Genomic DNA, 19,861 nt, shown 5'->3' on the forward strand with positions numbered 1-19,861 from the left:
AAGGTCGTGGATGTTACTTATCGAATAGCCCGGACAGAGGCCGAGCGAGCCGATGTGATCCTGCTGCGTGACGCCGTCTACGTGCAGGACCAGGGCCGGCTCGCCGACACTGCCGACACGGCAGCCACCTTCGACCGCTTCGACGGGACGGCCGAATACATCGTCGGCTACCTCGACGGCGTGCCGGTGGGCACCGTCAAGGTCGTTCCGGACTCACCGTCGGGGCTGCCCTGCGACGACACCGTCGACCTTTCCCTGCTGCGGCCGGGAAACCGACTGGTGGAGTTCGGCCACTTGATGACCCTGCCGAAGCTTCGGCACCAGGAGATCGGCATGGCGCTCATGCGCCGGGCGCTGGTCCACAGCGTCCGTACACACGGGGCGACGCACATCATCGGCGACTTCTTCGTCGACGACTCGGGCGGCCTGCGCACTTTCTACCAGGACATCGGCTTCGTGGCGCTCGGCGAGCAGTACGCGGACGAACGCTTCCAGGGCGCGCCGCTCAGCCTGGTGGCGACCCTGGATGTGTCCGGAGCCGTACAGGCGGCGCGCGATGACGTACACCGCGGCAATCGGCTGCTGCAGTACTTCTTCGGCGACTACGACACCTACACGTCCGCCGATCCGAAGGGGGCCGTATATGCGCACTCGACGCCAGCGGCTGGCTGAACTGAAGGCGGCACACAACCACCCCACCTACGCCAAGATGGCGTTCGTCATGGGCTGCAAGGTCCAGGACAGGGGGGAGGGGAGCCGCGTCAGCGACGACGAGGGACGGTCGTTCCTCGCGATGTTCGACCAGTACGGCAACCAGTCCTTCGGCTACTCGCATCCGCGGATCGTCGCGGCCGTACGGGAACAGCTCGACACCGGGGTGCTCAACAGCACCAAGATCATGTTCGAGGATGTACAGATACGGCTCTCCGAGCGGCTCGCGCAGATCACCGGGCAGCGTCTGCCGTACTCCTACCTGGCCAACGGTGGCGGGGAGACGATCGACAACGCGCTGAAACTGGCCCGTGCCGCGACCGGCCGCCCCGGTGTCATCAGCGCCCGCGGCTGCTTCCACGGCAAGACCTTCGCCACCCTCAGCGCCTCCAACCGCCCCGAACACCGCGCGCATCTCGCGCCGTTCATGGAGCACTTCCGGCAGGTGACCTTCGGTGACACGGCCGAGCTGGCCGCGGCGCTGGACGACTCGGTCGGCGCGGTTCTGCTGGAACCCGTACAGGCGGAGGCCGGGGTGATCGTGCCGCCGCCCGACTACCTGCAGGAGGTGCGCAGGCTGTGCACCGAGGCAGGGGCCCTCCTCATCCTCGACGAGATGCAGACGGCCTTCGGACGGTGCGGGACCTTCTTCGCTTACGAGCAGTTCGGCATCGTCCCCGACCTGGTGTGCGTGGGCAAGGCGTTCGGTGGCGGTGTGCTGCCCGTCTCGGCGGTGCTGGGCACCGAGGAGGTGTGGGGAGTGCTGCGGGTACTGCCCTCGACATTCGGGTCGAGTCTGGGCGGCAATCCGCTGTCGTGCCGGGTCGGTCTGGAGAGTGTCGCCATCGCCTCGGACCCCCTCTTCCTCGACGGGGTGCGGGAAAGAGCGCGAACGATCGGGCAGCGGCTGGCCGCGGCTGCGGAGCGGCACCCCGGCGTGGTCGCCGCGCACCGTGGTGTGGGCATGATGCACGGCCTGGAATTCCACGACCAGGCCCTGGCCGGTCTCGTCCTGGGACGGCTGCTGGAAGAGGGCATCACGTCCACGTATTCGCTGTACAACCCGAGGGTGCTGCGGGTCCAACCCCCCATGGTCATCACCGTGGACGAGCTCGAGCACTGCCTGTCGGTCCTCGACACCCTCCTGGCGGAGGCCGACGCGCATCTACGTGCTGCCGGCGAGGGACGTGCCGAGGGCTCCGGCACCGAACTGTCCCCGCTCACCCGCACCGTGTCGCTGCCGCACCCGGCCCATGAGGTGCTGGAACTCCTGCACGCCCGGCCCCGCATCCTGGATCCCTTCGCCGCTGCCGACACCGGACCGAAGGGGTACGACCCGGAGTTCGCCGGACGGCTCGGGGCGGACACCGTGGTCTGGGCCGACCGTACGGAGACCACCGCCCAGGGTGTCCGGCTGAGCGCCGAGGCCGGCTGGCTGTGGCGCACCCTCTGCCGCGAGGCGACGGTCACGCCCGCCGCCGACGGCAGCAGCCTCCTGCACCTGTGCATCACCTGGGACACCGACAGCGGCTCGTACGAGGAACTGCTCGGCGGCCGCATAGGCTTCCTGGCCGGCCGGGCGCTGACCGAGTGCGTCGCGGCGCTACGGTCCGCGCTCGGATCCGTGCGGGAGACCGTGTGAGCCGCGCGCAGCCCCCTGCAGGCAGCCCTGCGAACGCCCCGAACGACGAGTTGGCAACAGCGGCAAGAGCGGCAACGAAAGGCGAACCCGAAGTGAGCATGACCCTGCACGGCCTCACGAACCGGTACGGCGGCCACACGGACGCCCGAGTGGTGGAGATCGACGTCTCGGGCAGTCGCCGAGAGATGACGCACAGCGATCTGCACGCCCTGGCGGCCGACCGCGCCGGGCAGTTGACCGCCGCGGGCGTGCGGCGGGGCCACATCATCGGGATCAAAGCGGGCAACAGCCTCGACTGGCTGGCCTGGGACCTCGCGGCACTGGCCATCGGCGCCCTGCTCAAGGCGTTCCCGGACTCCACGGAGGTGGCCGCCCCCTCGGAGTTCGTCGCCCGGCACGGCCTGGCACTGTTGATCGCGGACGACTCCGTACCGCTTACGGCACCCACGGTGATCCGGCCCGACGGCGTCCCCGGGGAAAACGTGGCGCCGCCGAGTGCTGAGGTGTACGACCGCGAGGACGTGCACAGCCTGGTCTACTCCTCGGGCACATCGGGCCGGCTCAAGGGACTCCAGATCAGCGGAAGCGGCACCGACTACGTCATCAACCGCTTCATCGACAGCTACCGTCTGACCGCCGCCGACCGGCACCTGATCTTCCTGCCGCTCTCCAACTACCAGCAGCGGCTGTCGGTCTACTGCTGCCTGTGGCTCGGGGCGGATCTGGTGCTCGCCCCCTACCAGCGCGTTTTCCAGGCCCTGCGCAAGGAACAGCCGACCTTCCTGATAGGCCCACCCGTCTTCTATGACACCGCGCTGCAGCTCTGTGCCTCAAGCGGCGCGGACATCACCCTGGGCGACTTCCTCGGTGGGCGCATACGCTTCCTGATCACGGGGATGGCGCCGATCCGGCGTGAAACCCTCGAAGGGTACTGGAAACAGGATGTCCGACTCCTTGAGGCGTACGGGCTGACAGAGACCGGCATGGTCGCCTGGAACACCCAGGGCGCCTACCGCCTCGGCTCCGTCGGCAAGCTGATCGACCCGGACGCGGTGACCTTCCTGGACGACGGGGAGGTGGTCATCAACCGCCCGGCGCCGCTGAGCCGGGGCTACTTCGAGACCGACGACGGCTCGACGCCGGAAGACTGCTTCCGTCCCGACGGCTCCATCCTGACCGGTGATTACGGGCGGCTGGACGAGGACGGGTACCTCACCTTGATCGGCCGCAAGAAGGACGTCATCGTGCTCGGCAGCGGTCGCAAGGTGCACCCCGCCGAGATCGAGAGTGCGTTCGTCTCCGTCGAGGGCCTCAGCGAGATCATTGTGGTGCCGACTTCGCAATCGGCCAGGCTCGGCGCGATCATCACCCCGACCGACCCCAAGGACGCCGCCCTGCGCACGCAGCTCCGCAAGCGCGTCGAGGAGGTCAACGGGTCGCTCCCGGCCCACCAGCGCGTGATGTCGATGGTCTTCTCCGAGCGGCCGCTGCGCTCCGACCCCGCCTTCCTGACCGGCAATCTCAAGCTGAGCAGGGCCCGTGCGGCGGAGCACTTCGCCGCCACGCTCTCCGCCGCGCCCGCAGCGGATCCCGCAGCTGACGAGGGGGGCCGGTGAGCGAATCGGCCGAGCCGACGACGGCCGGAACTGCCGGCAACCGTACGGGGGCCGGGAGTTCCGACCGGCCACTCGTCGTCGACGCGCAAGTACAGCTCGGCAGCGAACTGGCCATCCCGCGCGCCTTCTTGGAGTACCAGGCCGCCAACGTCCACCACCGGCTGGCCTCGTACGGCCACCGGGTGCGACCCTCGCGCACCCTGGACCACGTACTCGCCCTCCACCAGGACGACGAGGCCGACAAGCTCGTCGCCGAGATGGACGAGGCGGGCGTCGACCAGGCGTTCCTGGTCGTCCCCGACTTCTCCCAGGTGGCGCGGTGCCGCCTGTCCCGTCCCGAACTCGCGGCCTGGCACGATCGGGTCGCCCGTCGCCACCCGGGCCGCTTCCACGTCTTCTGGGGCGTCGACCCGCGAGCCGGCCAGGACGGCATCGACCTCTTCGAACGGTGCGTGACGGAGTACGGCTTCGCCGGGCTGAAGCTGTATCCGCTGTGCGGCTACTCGCCCAGTGACGCGCGGTTGGACCCGTACTTCGAGATCTGCGCGCACTACGGACTGCCCGTCCTCTCCCACACGGGTCCCGGCTGGGGGCCCCTGGACTTCTCCTACGGCAGTCCACTCCTGCTGGACCGGGCGGCCCGCGACTTCCCCCAGGTCGACTTCATCCTGGGGCACGGCGGGGTCACCCACGTCGACGAGGCGACCTATCTGTGCGCCCACCGGCCCAACGTGCACCTGGACATCAGCCAGTTCCACTCGGTCCTGGCCGCGGACGGCTGGCAGGCGCACCTGAACCGGCTCCTCCGCACGGGGATCTGCCACAAGATCCTCTTCGGTACCTGCTGGCCCTCCTACCGGCTGTCGGAGTCGCTCAGCAGCCTGGCCGGCGCGTTCGCCCAGGGCTCCCCCGCCGTCGCCGGACTGCGGGAGCCCGACCGACGACTGCTGATGAGCGGCAACAGCCTGCGCCTGATCGGCCGCAGGAAGTCCACGGGGACCGCTCCCGGAGGGCCGCACGGCACACCACCACAACCACACGATGCCGCAACGACGCACAGGAGTGGCCTGATATGAAGCAGGACAGAGCGGAACTGGAAAAGTCGCTGATCGCATGGGTGGAGGACTGGAACGCCGGGGAGACGCAGACCGTCGTCGACGCGGACACCAATCTCAGCCACACAGGTCTGCTCGACTCCATGGCGTTCGTCGGCCTGATCGCTCACCTGGAGGAACAGATCGACACGACCTTCGACTTCGCCACCTTCGACCACAGTGACGGCGTCACCGTCCGGGGCATCGTCCACCACTGCGTCGGATGACCACCATCTACGACGGCCACTGCCATGTGGCATCAACGCGCTTCATCCCCCAGGCGTTCGTCGAGGACGTCGCGGGCAACGTCCACAGCAAGCTCTCCGCGAGGGGCGCGTCCCCGTCGGTCGCCCGCATCGCCCGCAGCTACGCCGACCAGCACCAGGACCACCTGGCCGACGGGCTGGTCGCCGAGATGGACGCCGCCGGGATCGCACGGGCGGTGCTGCTGGTCCCGGACTTCAGCCTGCGCATGCCCGGAAGTGTGCCGCCCCCCGAGGCGGCCCGGCTCCACCACGAGATCCGGCAGCGCCACCCCGATCGCTTCTGGGTCTACATCGGGGTCGATCCGCGGCGCGGCCCCGAAGGGGTGCGAGCCTTCGCGCAGATGGTGGACGAGTACGCCCTGGACGGGGTGAAGCTGTATCCGCCCTGCGGCTATTCGCCTTCCGACCCGGATCTCTACCCGTACTACGAGATCTGCGCGGCCCTGTCGCTGCCCGTGTTCGTACACACCGGACCCACGGCGGCGAGCCTGGACTACGAGCCTGCGGACCCGATCAAGATCGACCGGGTGGCCCGCGACTTCCCGCAGGTCGACTTCGTCCTGGGGCACGCGGGGCTGACCCACGTGGACACCGGCGGCTACCTCGCGGCATACCGGCCCAACGTGTACCTGGACATCGGCGGGTTCGCCAGCACCCCGACCCTTCGGGACTGGCCGGAGCATCTCAACCGGCTCTTCCGGGCGGGCATCAACCACAAGATCATCTTTGGGACGGACTGGCCGCTGGGCCGCATGGGCGGCGGGCTGAAACGCCTGACCGACGAAATCCTGCACGGCCCGACCGTCTTCTCCGGGGTCTCCCGCACCGACCAACGGCTCCTCCTGTGCGACAACCTGCTGCGCGTCCTGGCGCCCGGCAGCCGCCCCGCTCCGCACCCGGCGGCCGCACCGCGAAACGGGGCCGCCGACGTCGCCGGCTGACGACACGACGGACCGTGGACACCCCGCCGCAACCCGGAACAGACCGGCCGCCCTACCCGGAACAGAGACCTGGGACAGACCGGCCGCGGGATCCGCCGGACGAACAAGTGAGGAACTGAGCAATGGCGATCACCGGATCGGAAAGCGTACCGGCGTGCCACCGGCAAGCGGCCGACGGTACGGCCCTGACAGACCTGTTCGAGGCTCAGACGCTGCGCCATCCCCGTCGCACGGCGGTCAACTACGGCAGCGACAGCCTCGACTACGCCGCACTCGACGCACGCGCCAACCGGCTGGCACGTGTCCTGATCCAGCGCGGCGCGGGACCCGAACAGCTCATCGCCCTCGCCCTGCCGCGCTCGATCGACCTCGTCGTGGCCATTCTCGCGGTCCTCAAGTCCGGCGCCGCCTACCTCCCGCTGGACCTGCACCACCCCGAGGAACGGCTGGAGAGCATTCTGCAGGACGCCCGCCCGCTGCTCCTGCTCAGCCTCGACCCCCTTGACCTGCGCGCTGCGACGCCACGACTGGTGCTCTCCACTCCGCAGACCGCCGCGGAGCTGGCGGAACAGGACGCGACCGCCCCCACCGACGTGGACCGCACCGCCCCCGTGGGTCCGGACACGGCCGCGTACGTCATCTACACCTCGGGATCCACCGGCCGGCCCAAGGGGGTCGTGGTCAGCCATCGCAATGTGGTCCGCCTCTTCACCCACAGCGCGTCCCACTTCCACTACACCGAACAGGATGTGTGGAGCCTCTTCCACTCCTACGCCTTCGACGTGTCGGTCTGGGAGATGTGGGGTGCCCTCCTGCACGGCGGAAGACTGGTCGTCGTCCCCTACGACATCAGCCGCACACCCGACCGCTTCCTCACCCTGCTCGCCGAAGAACGCGTCACGGTCCTCAGCCAGACCCCGTCGGCCTTCTATCCCCTGATCCAGGCCGACCGGGACCGGCCCGCGCAAGGAGACCGGCTCGTCCTGCGCGCCGTCGTGTTCGGCGGCGAGCCACTCGACTTCGGGAAGCTGGCCGCCTGGTACGAGCGCCACGCCGACGACGCACCGGTCCTGGTCAACATGTACGGCATCACCGAGACCACCGTCCACGTCACCTACACGGCGCTCACCCGGGACGACACCCTCGGCCGGCCCGCCAGCAGGATCGGCACCGCACTCACCGACCTGTCCACCTACGTCCTCGACGAGGCCCTGCGCCCCGTGCCGGCCGGAGTCCCCGGCGAGCTGTACGTCGCCGGGCCCGGCGTCGCACGCTGCTACCTGAACCGACCCGCCCTCACCGCGGGACGCTTCGTCGCCGACCCCTTCGGGCCGCCGGGCAGCCGCATGTACCGCAGCGGAGACGTGGCGCGCTGGAACGCCCAAGGCGCACTGGAGTTCCTCGGCCGCGCGGACCAGCAGGTCAAGATCCGCGGCTTCCGCATCGAGCCGGGCGAGATCGAGTCGGTCCTCACCACCCATCCCGCCGTGAGCCAGGCAGCCGTCGTCGTCCGCGAGGACCGCCCCGGCGACCAACGCCTGACCGCCTACGCCGTCACCGCCCCCCGGACCGGCGAGGCACCCGATGACACGGCCGCCGAGCAGGTCGGCGACTGGGCGAAGGTGTTCGACTCCCAGTACGCGCGCACGCGCTCCGCCCGTACCCCCGCCTTCGGCGAGGACTTCTCCGGCTGGCACGACAGCTACCGCGACGGCGCGTCCCTGCCCGCACCCCACATGCGGGAATGGCGCGAGGAAACCGTCCGCCGCATTCGCGCCCTGCACCCCGACCGCGTCCTGGAGATCGGCGTCGGCACCGGCCTGCTGCTGTCGCAGCTGGCTCCCGGCTGCCAGGAGTACTGGGGCACGGACGTCTCCCAGCAAGCCGTGGACCTGCTGCGCCGCGAAGTGGCGGCGCGGCCCGCCCTGGCCCCGCGGATCCGGCTGAGCTGTCGGGCGGCCGACACCGTCGGCGAGCTGCCCGCCGGTCACTTCGACGTCGTCGTCCTCAACTCCGTCCTGCAGTACTTCCCGAACCCCGGCTATCTCCACGACGTACTGACGCAGGCCCTCGTGCTGCTCGCACCCGGCGGGGCCCTCTTCGTCGGCGACGTCCGTGACGCGCGCTCCCTGCGCTGCTTCACCACCGCCGTGCAGCTGCACCGCGCCGCTGCGGACGACGACACGGCCAGGCTGCGCCTGGCCGTGGAACGCGCAGTGACGCTGGAGGAGGAACTGCTTCTGGCGCCCGACTACTTCCACGCCTTCGCCCGTCGGCAGCCGTCGGTCGGCGCGGTCGACATTCAGGTGCGCCGCGGCCGCCACCACAACGAGATGACCCGCTACCGCTACGACGCAGTGCTGCACAAGACGACGACACCGCCCACACCTGGCCCGCACGAAGCGACCCTCCGGCTGCGTCGGCCCGACATCGAGGACACCCCGGCCGCCCTCACGAAGCACCTGCGCGAGCACCGTCCCACGCACCTGCGGATGTCCGCGATCCCCAACCGGCGAACGACCCAGGAGGCCGCGGCCGCCCGGGCCCTCGACGAGGGAGCGACCCCGGCCGAGGCACTGAACCTCCTGTCAGCCGCACCGCACGGGGTCGAGCCCGACGAGCTGTACGCACTCGGTGCGGAACTCGGCTACCAGGTGGCGGTCGCACCGTCACCGATGGACGTGGACGCTGTCGACGTCCTCTTCTCCCGCGCCGGCACCGCCCTGCAGGCGTACGAGCCCGCCGACGACCTGGGCGCACCGGCCGCGTACGCCACCAGCCCGGCAGCGGCGCGCCACGGCACGCGACTGACCGCCGCACTGCGCGCGTACCTGCGGGAACAGCTGCCCGACTACATGGTGCCGACGGCGATCGTGCTCCTGGAGCGGCTGCCCCTGACGGTCAACGGCAAGCTCGACCGGGCGGCGCTGCCCGCCCCGGCCGTCGAGGCCGGCTCCGGCCGCCCCGCGCGCACGGACCTCGAACGCGAGCTGTGCGAGCTGTTCGGCGAGATCCTCGGCGTCGCGGACGTCGGCATCGACGACGACTTCTTCGCCCTCGGTGGTCACTCCCTGCTGGCCACCCGCCTCGTGGCACGGGTACGTGCCGCGCGGGGCACCGAACTCCCCATCCGCGCACTCTTCGACAGCCCCACCGTCGCCCAGCTGGCCGACCGGATCCAGGACCGCGGGTTCGACACCGACACCCGTCCCGCGCTGCGGCAGGCCGACCGCCCCAGCACGCTGCCGCTGTCCTTCGCCCAGCGCCGCCTGTGGTTCCTGCACCACCTGGAAGGACCGAGCCGGGCGTACCACGTGCCCTGGCTGCTCCGGCTGACCGGCGAACTGGACACCGGCGCGCTCCGCGCAGCCCTCCAGGACCTCGTCGCCCGCCACGAAGTCCTGCGCACGATCTTCCCCGACCAGGACGGCGAGCCCTGCCAGCGGATCCTCGACCCGGCGGACGCCCCCGCGGCCATGCCCGTACGGCGCGTCACCGATGACGCGCTGACCACCGCCCTCGACGAGGCGATCGACCAGCCCTTCGACCTTGCCGGTGGCATTCCGCTGCGCGCCCACCTCTTCTCCCTCGGCCCGCACCGGCACGTACTGCTGCTCCTGATCCATCACATCGCCTGCGACGGCTGGTCCTTCGCCCCGTTGGCCGAGGACCTGATGGCGGCCTACGAGGTCCACGCCGGGGCCGTGCCCGAGGCCGCTGCCACGCCCCCCGTCCCGGCCGGGACACCCGCCGACGCCCAGGCCGCCGACGCCCAGGCCGCCGACGCCCAGGCCGCCGACGCCCATGCCGACGAACGGCCCGGGCCGCCCGTGCAGTACGCCGACTACACACTGTGGCAGCGCGACCTGCTCGGCGACCCCGGCGACCCGGCCGGCCGGCTGGCCCGCCAACTCGCCTACTGGCGGCAAGAGCTCAGCGGTCTGCCCGCGGAACTGGACCTCCCTTCGGACCGCCCGCGCCCCGCGGACCCCACGTACCGGGGCGCGACGGTGCCGGTCGTTTGGGACGCGGGACTGCACCGCGCCCTGGCCGACCAGGCCCACCACAGTGGCACCAGCCTCTTCATGGCGCTGCAGGCCGCCCTGGCCGCCCTGTTGACCCGGCTGGGCGCGGGATACGACATACCCATCGGCTCACCCGTCGCAGGACGTACCGACCAGGCCCTGGACCGGTCCGTCGGATTCTTCGTCAACACCCTCGTCCTGCGGACGGACACCTCCGGCTCCCCGAGCTTCCGGGAACTGCTCCACCGCACACGTGACACCGCGTTGGGCGCGTACGCGCACCAGGACGTGCCCTTCGAGTACCTCGTCGAGGACCTCAACCCGGCCCGCGCCATCGGCCGCCATCCGCTTTTCCAGGTGTCCCTGGCCCTGCAGAACGCCCCCGAACCCAACTGGACCACCCCCGGGCTGAAGATCGACAGCGAGCTCCTGCACCCCGGGGCAGCCCGCTTCGACCTGCTGCTCAACCTCACCGAGCAGCAGACGGCGAACGGCGAACCGGATGGGCTGACCGGATTCCTCGAGTACAGCACCGACCTGTTCGACCGGGACACCGTCCTCGGCCTGGTTGCCCGGCTGACCCTCCTGCTCACCGGGGCGGTGGCCGCCCCGGACACGCCCGTCGAGGCCCTGGACGTCCTGACCCCCGAGGAGCACCACCAGCTGCTGGCGGAACGCACACGCACCGACCGCCCCCGGCCCGCCATCACCCTGCCCGCTCTCTTCCGGGACCAGGTCGTCCGCACCCCGGACGCGACGGCCGTGATCTGTGACGGCGACCGTCTCACCTACGCCCGGCTCGACGCCCGTGCCGACGGGCTCGCCAGGCGTCTGAGCGCCGCCGGAGCGGGACCGGAGGGGCTCGTGGCCCTGGCCCTGCCCCGGTCCGCGGACATGGTGGTGGCCGTACTGGCCGTACTGAAGACCGGCGCCGCCTACCTTCCCCTGGACCCGCGCCACCCCGCAGGGCGCATCGCCCTGGTCCTGGACGACGCGGCCCCCGTCTGCGCGGTCGCCACCGACGAGACCTCCGCACTGCTTCCCGACGGCCTTCCCGTGCTCCGCGTCGACGGCCTGGCCGATGACGGCCTCGCCGACGACCGCCTGGCCGATGACGGCCTCGCCGACCACGGCCGGCCGCAGGCACCGCTCCCCGGCAACACCGCGTACGTGATCTACACATCCGGGACGAGCGGCCGCCCCAAGGGCGTAGCCGTCCCGCACTCCGCTGCCGTGAACCTAGCGTTCTGGGCCCGCGACACCTTCGGGCGACAGGGGCTCTCCCATGTCCTGGCCGCCACCTCACTGACCTTCGACGTCTCCGTCTTCGAGATCCTGTGCCCCCTGCTGTGCGGCGGCAGCATCGAGATCGTCCGCGATGTGCTGGCGGTGGCGGAGCGCCCGGCAGGACGTTGGACGGGCAGTCTGATCAGCTCCGTGCCCTCGGCCGTGTCCAACCTCGTCGGCCACCACGACGTGGACCTCAAGGCGGAGACCGTCGTACTGGCAGGCGAAGCACTGCCCGCCCAGGTCGTCACGGAACTGCGGACCGCCGTCCCCGGCGCCCGAATCGCCAACATTTACGGGCCGACGGAAACGACCGTCTACGCCACGGCCTGGCTGGGCGAGGACTGCGGCCACCGCACTCCGCCCATCGGCCGCCCCCTCGACAACACTCGCGTCCATGTGCTGAACCGGCACCTTCAGCCCGTTCCGCCCGGTGTGGCAGGTGACCTGTACATCGCGGGCGCCGGACTTGCACACGGATACCTCGGCCGCCCCGTGCTGACCGCCGAGCGATTCGTCGCCGATCCCTTCGGCGGCCCGGGAGAGCGGATGTACCGCACCGGCGATCTGGTCCGTCGCCACCGGGACGGCTGCCTGGAGTTCATCGGGCGGACGGACGACCAGGTCAAGATCCGGGGATTCCGTATCGAGCCGGATGAAGTGGCGGCGGCCCTGACCGACCACCCCGGCGTCGGCCAAGCGGCCGTGACCGTACGGGAGGACCGGCCGGGCGACAAAAAGCTGGTCGCGTACTACGTGCCGAGCCGCGGCACGCGGGACGCGGCAGCTCTCCGGTCGGCGCCCCAGCAGGAGGAACTGCGCACGCACCTGGAACGGACCCTGCCCGCGTACATGCTCCCCGCCGCCTTCGTCGAGCTGGACCAGCTGCCCCTGAACGCGAACGGCAAACTCGACCGCCGCGCCCTGCCCGCACCGGACACCGCGGGACACAGGGCGGGGCGGACTCCGCGCACGCCAAACGAGAAGGCACTGTGCGACCTGTTCGAGCAGGTTCTCGGGGTGCCCCGGGTCAGCATCGACGACAGCTTCTTCGACCTCGGCGGGCATTCCCTGCTCGCCACCAAACTGGTCGCTCGCATACGGGCCGACCTCGATGCGAACATCCGCGTCCGGGCCCTCTTCGAAGCGCCCACCGTGGCCTCACTCGCCGCGCGCCTGCACGCAGAGGTATAGACGCACAGAGACACAGACGCACAGACGCGCCATTCCCGACTCCCAGAGACAAGGAGGCAGAACCGTGCCGAACCCCTTCGAGGACCCGACGGGATCGTTCCTCGCCCTGGTCAATCACGAGGGCCAGCACTCGCTGTGGCCTGCGTCCGCCGAGGTGCCGGCGGGCTGGCACGCCGTGTTCGGCCCGGACAGCCGCGCGGCCACCCTGGAACACGTGGAGCGCACCTGGACCGACATGCGTCCCGCGTCCCTCCGCAGCGACGGTCTGCCGGACGGGGAGCGGCAATGACCCAGCACGCCTCGTTCCCGGTCCTGACGACGCTGACCGAGCCGGCGGACGTGGAGGCGGACATCGTGGTCATGCCGTTCGGTGGTGGCGGTCCGTCGGTCTTTCTGCCATGGGCACGGCGGATACCGGCGGCTTGGAGGCTTTCCGCCGTGTGCCTTCCCGGGCGTGGACAGCGCTTCGTGGAGCCCCCGCACACCGACGCGGCAACGGCCGCGCAGGAGGTGGCCGCCGCCGTGCGGTCCTGCCTGGGCGGCACCGGCCGCCCCCTGGTCTACTTCGGCCACAGTCTGGGTTCTCTGCTCGCCCTGGACGTCGCCGCCCTGGTCGAGCCCGACCTGCTGTGCGTGGCGGGCTGCTCCCCTCCGCACCCAAGCACACCCGTGGACCAGGGTCGGCTCGACCCCGCCGAACTGGAGCGCACCACCCGTGCGTTCAGCACGTCCCTGGGCCCGGCCGACCCGGCGCTGCTGGAGGAGATCATCGAGCTCACCACCCCGGTCCTGCGGGCCGACTTGGAGCTGTACGACGGCCATCTGCCGCCCACCGCGCCCCTGTCCTGCGACATCGTCTCCTACTACGGGGACCAGGACGACGTGCCCGCACTCGCTTGGAAGCAACACACCACGGGGCGGGCGGCAGTCGTACGGATGCCGGGCGACCACTACTTCGTCCAGCGGTCGCCAGGCCCCTTGGTCGCAGATCTGGAACACCGGCTGAGCGCCGTCCGATCCGTCCGATCCATCCAATCCGCTCGGTCCCCGGGCTCCCGTCACGAGGTGGAGGCACCCGCATCATGAAGTACGCCAACTTGGGACGCTCGGGGCTGGTCGTCGGACGCCTCGGTCTGGGCACCATGAACTTCGGCCCCCACACACCGGAGCCCGAGGCGCACGCCATCATGAACTTGGCCCTGGAGAAGGGCGTGAACCTCTTCGACACCGCCAACACCTACGGCGCGCAGATGGGCGAGGGGATCACGGAGCAGATCATCGGCAACTGGCTCACCGAGGATCCCGCACGTCGCGACCAGATCGTTCTGGCCACCAAGGTCTACGGAATGATGGGCCTCAAGCCCAACTCCGGCCGCCTTTCCGCCTTCCACGTCAGGAAGGCGTGCGAGGACTCGCTGCGCCGGCTCCGGACCGACCACATCGACCTGCTGCAGGTGCACCACATCGACCGGACCACACCGTGGGAGGAGACCTGGCAGGCACTGGACCTGCTGGTCGCCCAAGGAAAGGTCACCTACGTCGGCACCTCCAACTTTGCCGGATGGCACCTGACCAGGGCACAGGAGCACGCCCGGCAGCGCAACACACCCGGCCCGGTCAGCGAGCAGTCCGTCTACAACCTCCTGGAACGCACCGTCGAGCTGGAAGTGCTTCCCGCCTGCCGCGACTACGGCATCGGCCTGCTCCCCTACAGCCCGCTGCACGGCGGTCTGCTGGGCGGAGCGGTGCGCCGCGGCACTGCTGACGGCCGCGCGGCGGAGCCCAAATCGGGCAAGCAGCTGAAGCGGCACCACGATCGGATCGCGGCGTACGAGAAGTGGTGCGCCGACCTCGGTCTGCCGCCCGCCCAAGTGGCCCTGGCCTGGCTGTTGCACCAGCCGGGTGTCACCGCGCCGATCCTGGGTCCACGCGTGGCCGAGCAGCTCGACCAGGGCCTCGCAGCGCTGAAGATCTCCCTGGACAGGAGCCAGCTCAAGGAGCTCGACGCGCTCTTCCCCGGACCCGGCGGGCCCGCCCCGGAGGCGTACGCCTGGTGAGAGGGCCCGACGGGGCGTCGCCCGTCGGTATCAGTGGTGCTCGGCGGGGCTGCTGTCCACCGTCCGGCCGGATTCGGCCAGACGGCCCTGCTCCACATGCGGCAGCATCCGTTCGGTGAGCAGTGCCGCGAACGCGGCGACGGTCAGCAGCCCGCCCACCAGGAAGGTGGCCCGCACGTCCCAGGCGGGCAGGATGAGGCCGCCGAGCAGCGCCCCGCCCGCGACCCCGGCGTTGTAGGCACCGGAGTTGGCCGCCAGGGCGATTTCGGTACGGCCGGGAGCGAAGCGCAGCATCTGGTTCTGCGTGGCCATGAACACCGGGCCGAGCGAGCCGCCCAGCAGCGCGAGGCACGCGACGGCTCCGGCCGGGGCGGCACCGAACGCGTACAGGCCCAGCATGCCGGCCGCCTGGGTGGCCACCGGAACGGCCAGCGTGCCGCGCGGGTAGCGGTCCAGGAGCGGCCCCGCGATCGCCACACCGACCACGCCCGCGATGCCGGAGACCATCAGCAGAGCGCTGACGGAGGTGTCGGAGAAACCGCTCACGTCACCCAGGAACTTCACGAGGTACGTATAGCCCGCGAACGCGCCCGTGACGGACAGGGCGGTGGTCACCAGCACGATCCTGAACCGCCGCCTGTCGGGTGCCGAACCGTAGGCCGCGTGCCCCTCCTCCGGACGGGACGTCGGGAGCAGAACAGCGATCGTGACGAGGGAGACCAGCCCCAGCCCGGCCAGCACGACGAGCGGGACCTGCCACGCGCTCTGCTGGCCCAGCCACGTACCGAGCGGGACACCCAGCACCAGGGCCAGCGAACCGGCCACCGACAGCACCCCGATCACCCGCCCCCGGACAGCCGGTGGGAACAGGCCGACCGCCACCGGCCCCATCACCGCCCAGAACAGCGCCTGGGCGAGCGCGGTCACCAGCCGGGCGACCATCAGCAGCCAGTAGCTGGAGCCCAGCGCCGAGATCAGGCTGGACAGGACGAGCGCGGCCAGCAGCACGGTGAGTACATGGCGGCGCGGCATGGACCGGGTGACGTGCGCGAGAGGCAGGGAGACCAGAGCGACGGTCAGCCCGTAGGCGGTGACCAGATAGCCCACCGCCGAGAGTGACACCTGCACGTCGGCCGAGATGAGCTTGAGCAGCCCGATCGGCAGGTTCTCCGTGGTGTTGAAAGTGAACGCGGCCAGCATCAGGGCCGCGAGCACGGCCAGCCTGTGCCAGCGAGCCGACGGTGCCGTTGCCATGAAGCCTCTTCCCGCTTGCCTAAGTCGATCACACTCCCATTGAACCTACATACAACTCATCTGCCTCCTGGGCCACTTGAGGCCACATTGGCCGAGAACGCCATGCTGCAGGGCGGGCAGGCGGGTCCGAGCTCGCGAAGGGTGGCTCGAATTCCTTCCTTACCTAGCTGTATTGGGTACGAGAGTTGTTGACAAGAGGGTCTTGATCTGAGGCGAAGACTGCTGGTGTGGTGGAGGTGCCTAGGGCCTGTCTCTTTGACGGGTTGGTCATTGATCAAACGTAGGTGGAGAACCGGCCGGGCAGCGCCGCCCTTTCTCGTCAACCATCCGGGCCACAAATGCTGTCTCTAGACATCGACGAAGCCACAGCTACCGTCGTTGCATGCTGGCGCGAGCGAGGAGGAACCCGCACGTCGTCGGCTCACTCCGCTCGAGCGGAGGTGAGCCAACACCGACGAGCGCGCGGTGGCCATAGTGACGTCCTTGCCGTGCACCCGTGGCGCGCTACCCGTTGGCAATGGGGCGCCGGCCGTGCGCCGAGGGGGTGGGCGGTCTGCCGCGTGTGCCGCAGGGGGGCTTCACCGCGACCTCGCGCCCGTCCAGCGCGGCGGTGATCCGGTCGCGTACGACCGGGACGTGGGGGCAGTCCCGCATGGTCAGCACGGTGATCCTCGTAACGCCCATGGGACGACCGTAGACATTCCATCGCACCGGAAGGCCAGGGGCGTAGGCCGTTTCGCCACCTCCAGCCGCCCGCCCCCGCCTGCGGCAGAACTTGCTGCAAGTTTTTTCAACAGCCTTGTTGAATGGGGTTGTTGGTGCCAGTGTTGCCCAATCTGGATCAGACCCTCAACGGGAGGCACAGTGCGCAACGCGAGACGACTTCTCCTCAGATTCGGCGCCATGGCGAGCTCAGCACTCACAGTCGCAGGGATCGGCCTCATAGCAGCCCCTCCGGCCGCGGCCGTTGACTACTACTACGAACTTCCCTACCCGTCGGGTGAGTCCTACCTCGTCACCCAAGGGCCCGAGGGCACGTACTCGCACACCGGCCCGTACAACGAGTACGCCTGGGACTTCGGACTGCCGGCGAACTACGAGGTCTCCGCCGCGCAGGGCGGCACGGTTCTCGTCTCGGATTGGTCGCCGTACTGGCAGAACGGCATCGAGGTCATCATCCGCCACTCGAACGGCCAGTGCACCCACTACGCGCACCTCAACCGGGCGATCTACAACACGGGCGACTGGGTCCCGCAGGGCCGGATCATCGGCTGGTCGGGAGCCACCGGGGCGGCGGACGGCGCGCACCTGCACTTCCAGGTGATCAACTGCAACACCCGCGTCGGTATCCCGGCCACGCTTCAGGGCTGGACGCCGACCACCGGATCAAGGCCGGTGAGCGTCAACACGCGCGCCTGATACCGGTCTCGCCCCCGCCACACCCGGCGTGACGAGCGACCGGAGTGGCGGGGGCGTGCCCCACCCGCACGCCTGATGCATGCCCAGATCGCGGGAACACGGCCCTGACACACGCCGGCCCGATACTCCCGAACGGCCTGGGACGAGTGTGCTCTGTCGGCCGACAGCGGATCCTGTGCCACACCTACGGACGGGGCAAGGACCAGCACATTCACGTTCCCGGCTGGCCGTACTCGGTGATCTGCGCGCTGGAGACCGGCCGCAATTCCTGGACCGCGCCGCGGGACGCACTGCGTCTGGCGCCGGGCGATGATGCCGCTACCGTCACCGCGTGGCAGATGCGCGAGCTCATCGAGCGGCTGATCACAGCCGGGCAGCGGAAGGACGGTGACCCGGACATCCTGATCGTGGTGGACGCCGGCTACGACGTGCCCCGACTGGCCTTCCTCCTGAAGGATCTGCCGTAAGTTCGGGCGCCCGGAATCCGTACGCCCACCTGCCGTTGGGGGGTGGGCGTACAGGTTCCGGGGTTGCCGTCGTGTTGTGGAGGCGCCGGTGGCGCATGTCGGAGACGAAGACCTGGACGACGGCGTCCGCGTCGCCGGGTGGCACCCTCGGCCCGGAGCCGGTCCGTGTGGCGCTTCACGGCCGGGGCGGAGAGCCCCAAGAGCGAGCCGATGTCGGCGTAGGAGCGACGGGCGTCCTCCGCGAGGGCGTGGACGATGCGTTCGTCGAGGTCGTTGAGTCGCGCTACGGGTGGATCACTTCTCTGTGGAGGCCAGACGGGAGCGACGCATGCCGTACACGAGGTAGAACACAAGGCCGACGGCCATCCAGGCACCGAACACTGTCCACGTGTCCAGGTCGAGGGTGTACATGCTGTAACCGCAGAAGATGAAGCCCAGAGCGGGGAAGAGCGGGCCGAAGGGCACCTTGAACGTACGGTCCATGTCGGGCCGGTTGTGGCGCAGCACGACAACGGCGATGTTGACCAGGGCGAACGCGAAGAGCGTGCCGATGCTGGTCGCGCTGACGAGCTTGCCGAGCGGGATGGCCGCCGCGAGGACACCGCAGAAGAGCGAGACGATCACGGTGTTGACCCGAGGTGTCCCGGACTTGGGGTGCACCTTGCCGAAGACCTTGGGCACGAGGCCGTCGCGGGACATCGCGAAGAGGATGCGGGTCTGGCCGTAGAGCACCGTCAGGACCACGCTCGCGATGGAGATGACCGCGCCGCCCGCGAGCAGGGTGCCCCAGAAGCTCTGTCCGGTGACATCGTTCATGATCGCGGCCAGTGTCGCCTCGGAGCCCGCGAACTTCTTCCAGTCCCAGGCGCCGACGGCCACGGCGGCGACGAGCACGTACAGCACGGTGACGATGACCAGGGAGAGCATGATCGCCCGCGGCAGGTCGCGCTTGGGGTTCTTGGCCTCTTCACCGGCGGTGGAGGCGGCGTCGAAACCGATGTAGGAGAAGAAGAGGATGGCGCCCGCGGCGCCCACGCTTTCGATGCCGAGCGGCATGAAGTTGCTGTAGTTGCCCGACTTGAAGCCCATGAAGCCGATCGCGCAGAAGAGGACGAGCGCGGCGATCTTCACGACGACCATGATCGTGTTGGCGCGGGCGGACTCCTTGGCCCCACCCAGCAGGAACATCATGGCGAGCACGACGACGATCAGGGCCGGGAGGTTGAATATGCCGCCGTCGCCGGGGGGTGCGCTGAGCGCCGTGGGGAGGGTGACGCCGAGGGTGCCGTCGAGCAGCTCGTTGAGGTAGTCACCCCAGCCGACCGCGACAGCGGCGACGGACACGCCGTACTCCAGGAGCAGACACCAGCCACAGACCCACGCGACGAGTTCACCCATCGTTGCGTATGCATACGAGTAGGAGGAGCCGGCGACAGGAATGGTGCCGGCGAGTTCGGCGTACGAGAGGGCCGAGAAGAGCGCCGTGAGTCCGGCGAACACGAAGGCGAGGGTGACGGCGGGGCCGGCCTTGGGAACGGACTCGCCGAGGACCACGAAGATTCCGGTGCCGAGTGTGGCACCGATGCTGATCATGGTCAGCTGCCACATGGAGAGCGAGCGGCGGAGGCTGCCGCCTTCACCCTGCCCACCCTCGGCGACCAGGCGTTCTACCGGCTTGCGCCGAGTAAGGGCGGAGAGCACGGACGGCTTCGGCGCGGGGGCCTTGGTGTCGGGCGCGACTGTGCCTTGGTCCAGCACTGCGGGGACTCCTTCATCGCTGCGGGTCGGTGGACGGGACCTACGGCGGTGACACGGGCGCCACGAAGGAGACCCGAGGGGGATGGGGAACCGCCGAGCAGGCGGTCGCCGCCACTCCTGGTACGAGGCA

General features: G+C 69.9%; 14 protein-coding genes and 2 pseudogenes. 12 read left to right on the top strand and 4 right to left on the bottom strand.

Translation table 11 applies throughout. The annotated features are described in order from the left end of the window. Nucleotides 1-6 precede the first annotated feature (6 nt). The 10 genes from ACFT7S_RS27350 (at nucleotide 7) to ACFT7S_RS27395 (ending at nucleotide 14,833) form a co-directional block, all read left to right on the top strand. Nucleotides 7-672, top strand: a complete 666-nt coding sequence (locus tag ACFT7S_RS27350; protein WP_382736287.1) for a GNAT family N-acetyltransferase — start codon at nucleotides 7-9, stop codon at nucleotides 670-672. Beyond that, a complete protein-coding gene (locus tag ACFT7S_RS27355) occupies nucleotides 644-2,353 on the top strand; it encodes an aspartate aminotransferase family protein (RefSeq protein WP_382736288.1) in 1,710 nt (569 codons plus the stop codon). The genes ACFT7S_RS27350 and ACFT7S_RS27355 overlap by 29 nt, the downstream gene beginning before the upstream one ends. A gap of 98 nt (nucleotides 2,354-2,451) precedes the next feature. Beyond that, entirely contained in the window at nucleotides 2,452-3,969 is a 1,518-nt protein-coding gene (locus ACFT7S_RS27360; RefSeq protein WP_382736353.1) for an AMP-binding protein, read from the top strand. After that, nucleotides 3,966-5,045, top strand: coding sequence for an amidohydrolase family protein (locus ACFT7S_RS27365; protein WP_382736290.1), 1,080 nt, complete (start codon nucleotides 3,966-3,968; stop codon nucleotides 5,043-5,045). The genes ACFT7S_RS27360 and ACFT7S_RS27365 overlap by 4 nt, the downstream gene beginning before the upstream one ends. After that, nucleotides 5,042-5,290, top strand: coding sequence for a phosphopantetheine-binding protein (locus ACFT7S_RS27370; protein WP_382736292.1), 249 nt, complete (start codon nucleotides 5,042-5,044; stop codon nucleotides 5,288-5,290). Before ACFT7S_RS27365 ends, ACFT7S_RS27370 begins: the two co-directional genes overlap by 4 nt. After that, complete coding sequence (locus tag ACFT7S_RS27375) at nucleotides 5,287-6,270, top strand: amidohydrolase family protein (RefSeq protein WP_382736294.1); 984 nt, start codon at nucleotides 5,287-5,289, stop codon at nucleotides 6,268-6,270. The genes ACFT7S_RS27370 and ACFT7S_RS27375 overlap by 4 nt, the downstream gene beginning before the upstream one ends. A 122-nt stretch (nucleotides 6,271-6,392) precedes the next feature. Continuing rightward, nucleotides 6,393-12,776, top strand: coding sequence for an amino acid adenylation domain-containing protein (locus ACFT7S_RS27380; protein WP_382736296.1), 6,384 nt, complete (start codon nucleotides 6,393-6,395; stop codon nucleotides 12,774-12,776). 64 nt (nucleotides 12,777-12,840) lie between these two features. Continuing rightward, nucleotides 12,841-13,065: an MbtH family protein gene (locus ACFT7S_RS27385; protein WP_382736298.1), complete on the top strand. Its 225-nt coding sequence runs from the start codon at nucleotides 12,841-12,843 to the stop codon at nucleotides 13,063-13,065. Continuing rightward, a complete protein-coding gene (locus ACFT7S_RS27390; RefSeq protein ID WP_382736300.1) occupies nucleotides 13,062-13,862 on the top strand; it encodes a thioesterase II family protein in 801 nt (266 codons plus the stop codon). The genes ACFT7S_RS27385 and ACFT7S_RS27390 overlap by 4 nt, the downstream gene beginning before the upstream one ends. Further along, nucleotides 13,859-14,833 carry an aldo/keto reductase gene (locus ACFT7S_RS27395; protein WP_382736301.1) on the top strand — a complete coding sequence of 325 codons (975 nt, stop codon included), beginning with the start codon at nucleotides 13,859-13,861 and terminating at the stop codon, nucleotides 14,831-14,833. Before ACFT7S_RS27390 ends, ACFT7S_RS27395 begins: the two co-directional genes overlap by 4 nt. 30 nt (nucleotides 14,834-14,863) lie before the next feature. On the opposite strand, the gene ACFT7S_RS27400 is transcribed toward ACFT7S_RS27395, so the two are convergent. Continuing rightward, nucleotides 14,864-16,087: an MFS transporter gene (locus ACFT7S_RS27400; protein ID WP_382736303.1), complete on the bottom strand. Its 1,224-nt coding sequence runs from the start codon at nucleotides 16,085-16,087 to the stop codon at nucleotides 14,864-14,866. A gap of 504 nt (nucleotides 16,088-16,591) precedes the next feature. After that, on the bottom strand, nucleotides 16,592-16,771 hold the full coding sequence (locus ACFT7S_RS27405; RefSeq protein ID WP_382736305.1) for a hypothetical protein: 180 nt from the start codon (nucleotides 16,769-16,771) through the stop codon (nucleotides 16,592-16,594). A gap of 219 nt (nucleotides 16,772-16,990) precedes the next feature. Between ACFT7S_RS27405 and ACFT7S_RS27410 the strand changes: the two genes are divergently transcribed. After that, nucleotides 16,991-17,506, top strand: coding sequence for a M23 family metallopeptidase (locus ACFT7S_RS27410; RefSeq protein ID WP_382736307.1), 516 nt, complete (start codon nucleotides 16,991-16,993; stop codon nucleotides 17,504-17,506). A 122-nt stretch (nucleotides 17,507-17,628) separates the two neighbouring features. Beyond that, nucleotides 17,629-17,970, top strand: a pseudogene (locus tag ACFT7S_RS27415) (transposase); the annotation flags it as partial. Between the two features lie 143 nt (nucleotides 17,971-18,113). Here the strand turns inward: ACFT7S_RS27415 and ACFT7S_RS27420 are convergent. Further along, nucleotides 18,114-18,254: pseudogene (locus ACFT7S_RS27420) on the bottom strand (AsnC family transcriptional regulator); the annotation flags it as partial. A gap of 13 nt (nucleotides 18,255-18,267) precedes the next feature. After that, nucleotides 18,268-19,731 carry an amino acid permease gene (locus ACFT7S_RS27425; protein ID WP_382736309.1) on the bottom strand — a complete coding sequence of 488 codons (1,464 nt, stop codon included), beginning with the start codon at nucleotides 19,729-19,731 and terminating at the stop codon, nucleotides 18,268-18,270. Nucleotides 19,732-19,861: the final 130 nt, after the last annotated feature.

Origin of the sequence: Streptomyces sp. NPDC057136, assembly GCF_042670885.1 — a bacterium.
Lineage (GTDB): Bacteria > Actinomycetota > Actinomycetes > Streptomycetales > Streptomycetaceae > Streptomyces.

Bases quoted from the DNA above. Each gene is read 5' to 3' on its own strand.
- ACFT7S_RS27380 (WP_382736296.1), top strand. From the start codon at position 6,393: ATGGCGATCACCGGATCGGAAAGCGTACCGGCGTGCCACCGGCAAGCG.
- ACFT7S_RS27395 (WP_382736301.1), top strand. From the start codon at position 13,859: ATGAAGTACGCCAACTTGGGACGCTCGGGGCTGGTCGTCGGACGCCTC.
- ACFT7S_RS27390 (WP_382736300.1), top strand. From the start codon at position 13,062: ATGACCCAGCACGCCTCGTTCCCGGTCCTGACGACGCTGACCGAGCCG.
- ACFT7S_RS27405 (WP_382736305.1), bottom strand. From the start codon at position 16,771: ATGGGCGTTACGAGGATCACCGTGCTGACCATGCGGGACTGCCCCCAC.
- ACFT7S_RS27400 (WP_382736303.1), bottom strand. From the start codon at position 16,087: ATGGCAACGGCACCGTCGGCTCGCTGGCACAGGCTGGCCGTGCTCGCG.
- ACFT7S_RS27370 (WP_382736292.1), top strand. From the start codon at position 5,042: ATGAAGCAGGACAGAGCGGAACTGGAAAAGTCGCTGATCGCATGGGTG.
- ACFT7S_RS27375 (WP_382736294.1), top strand. From the start codon at position 5,287: ATGACCACCATCTACGACGGCCACTGCCATGTGGCATCAACGCGCTTC.
- ACFT7S_RS27410 (WP_382736307.1), top strand. From the start codon at position 16,991: ATGGCGAGCTCAGCACTCACAGTCGCAGGGATCGGCCTCATAGCAGCC.
- ACFT7S_RS27355 (WP_382736288.1), top strand. From the start codon at position 644: ATGCGCACTCGACGCCAGCGGCTGGCTGAACTGAAGGCGGCACACAAC.
- ACFT7S_RS27360 (WP_382736353.1), top strand. From the start codon at position 2,452: ATGACCCTGCACGGCCTCACGAACCGGTACGGCGGCCACACGGACGCC.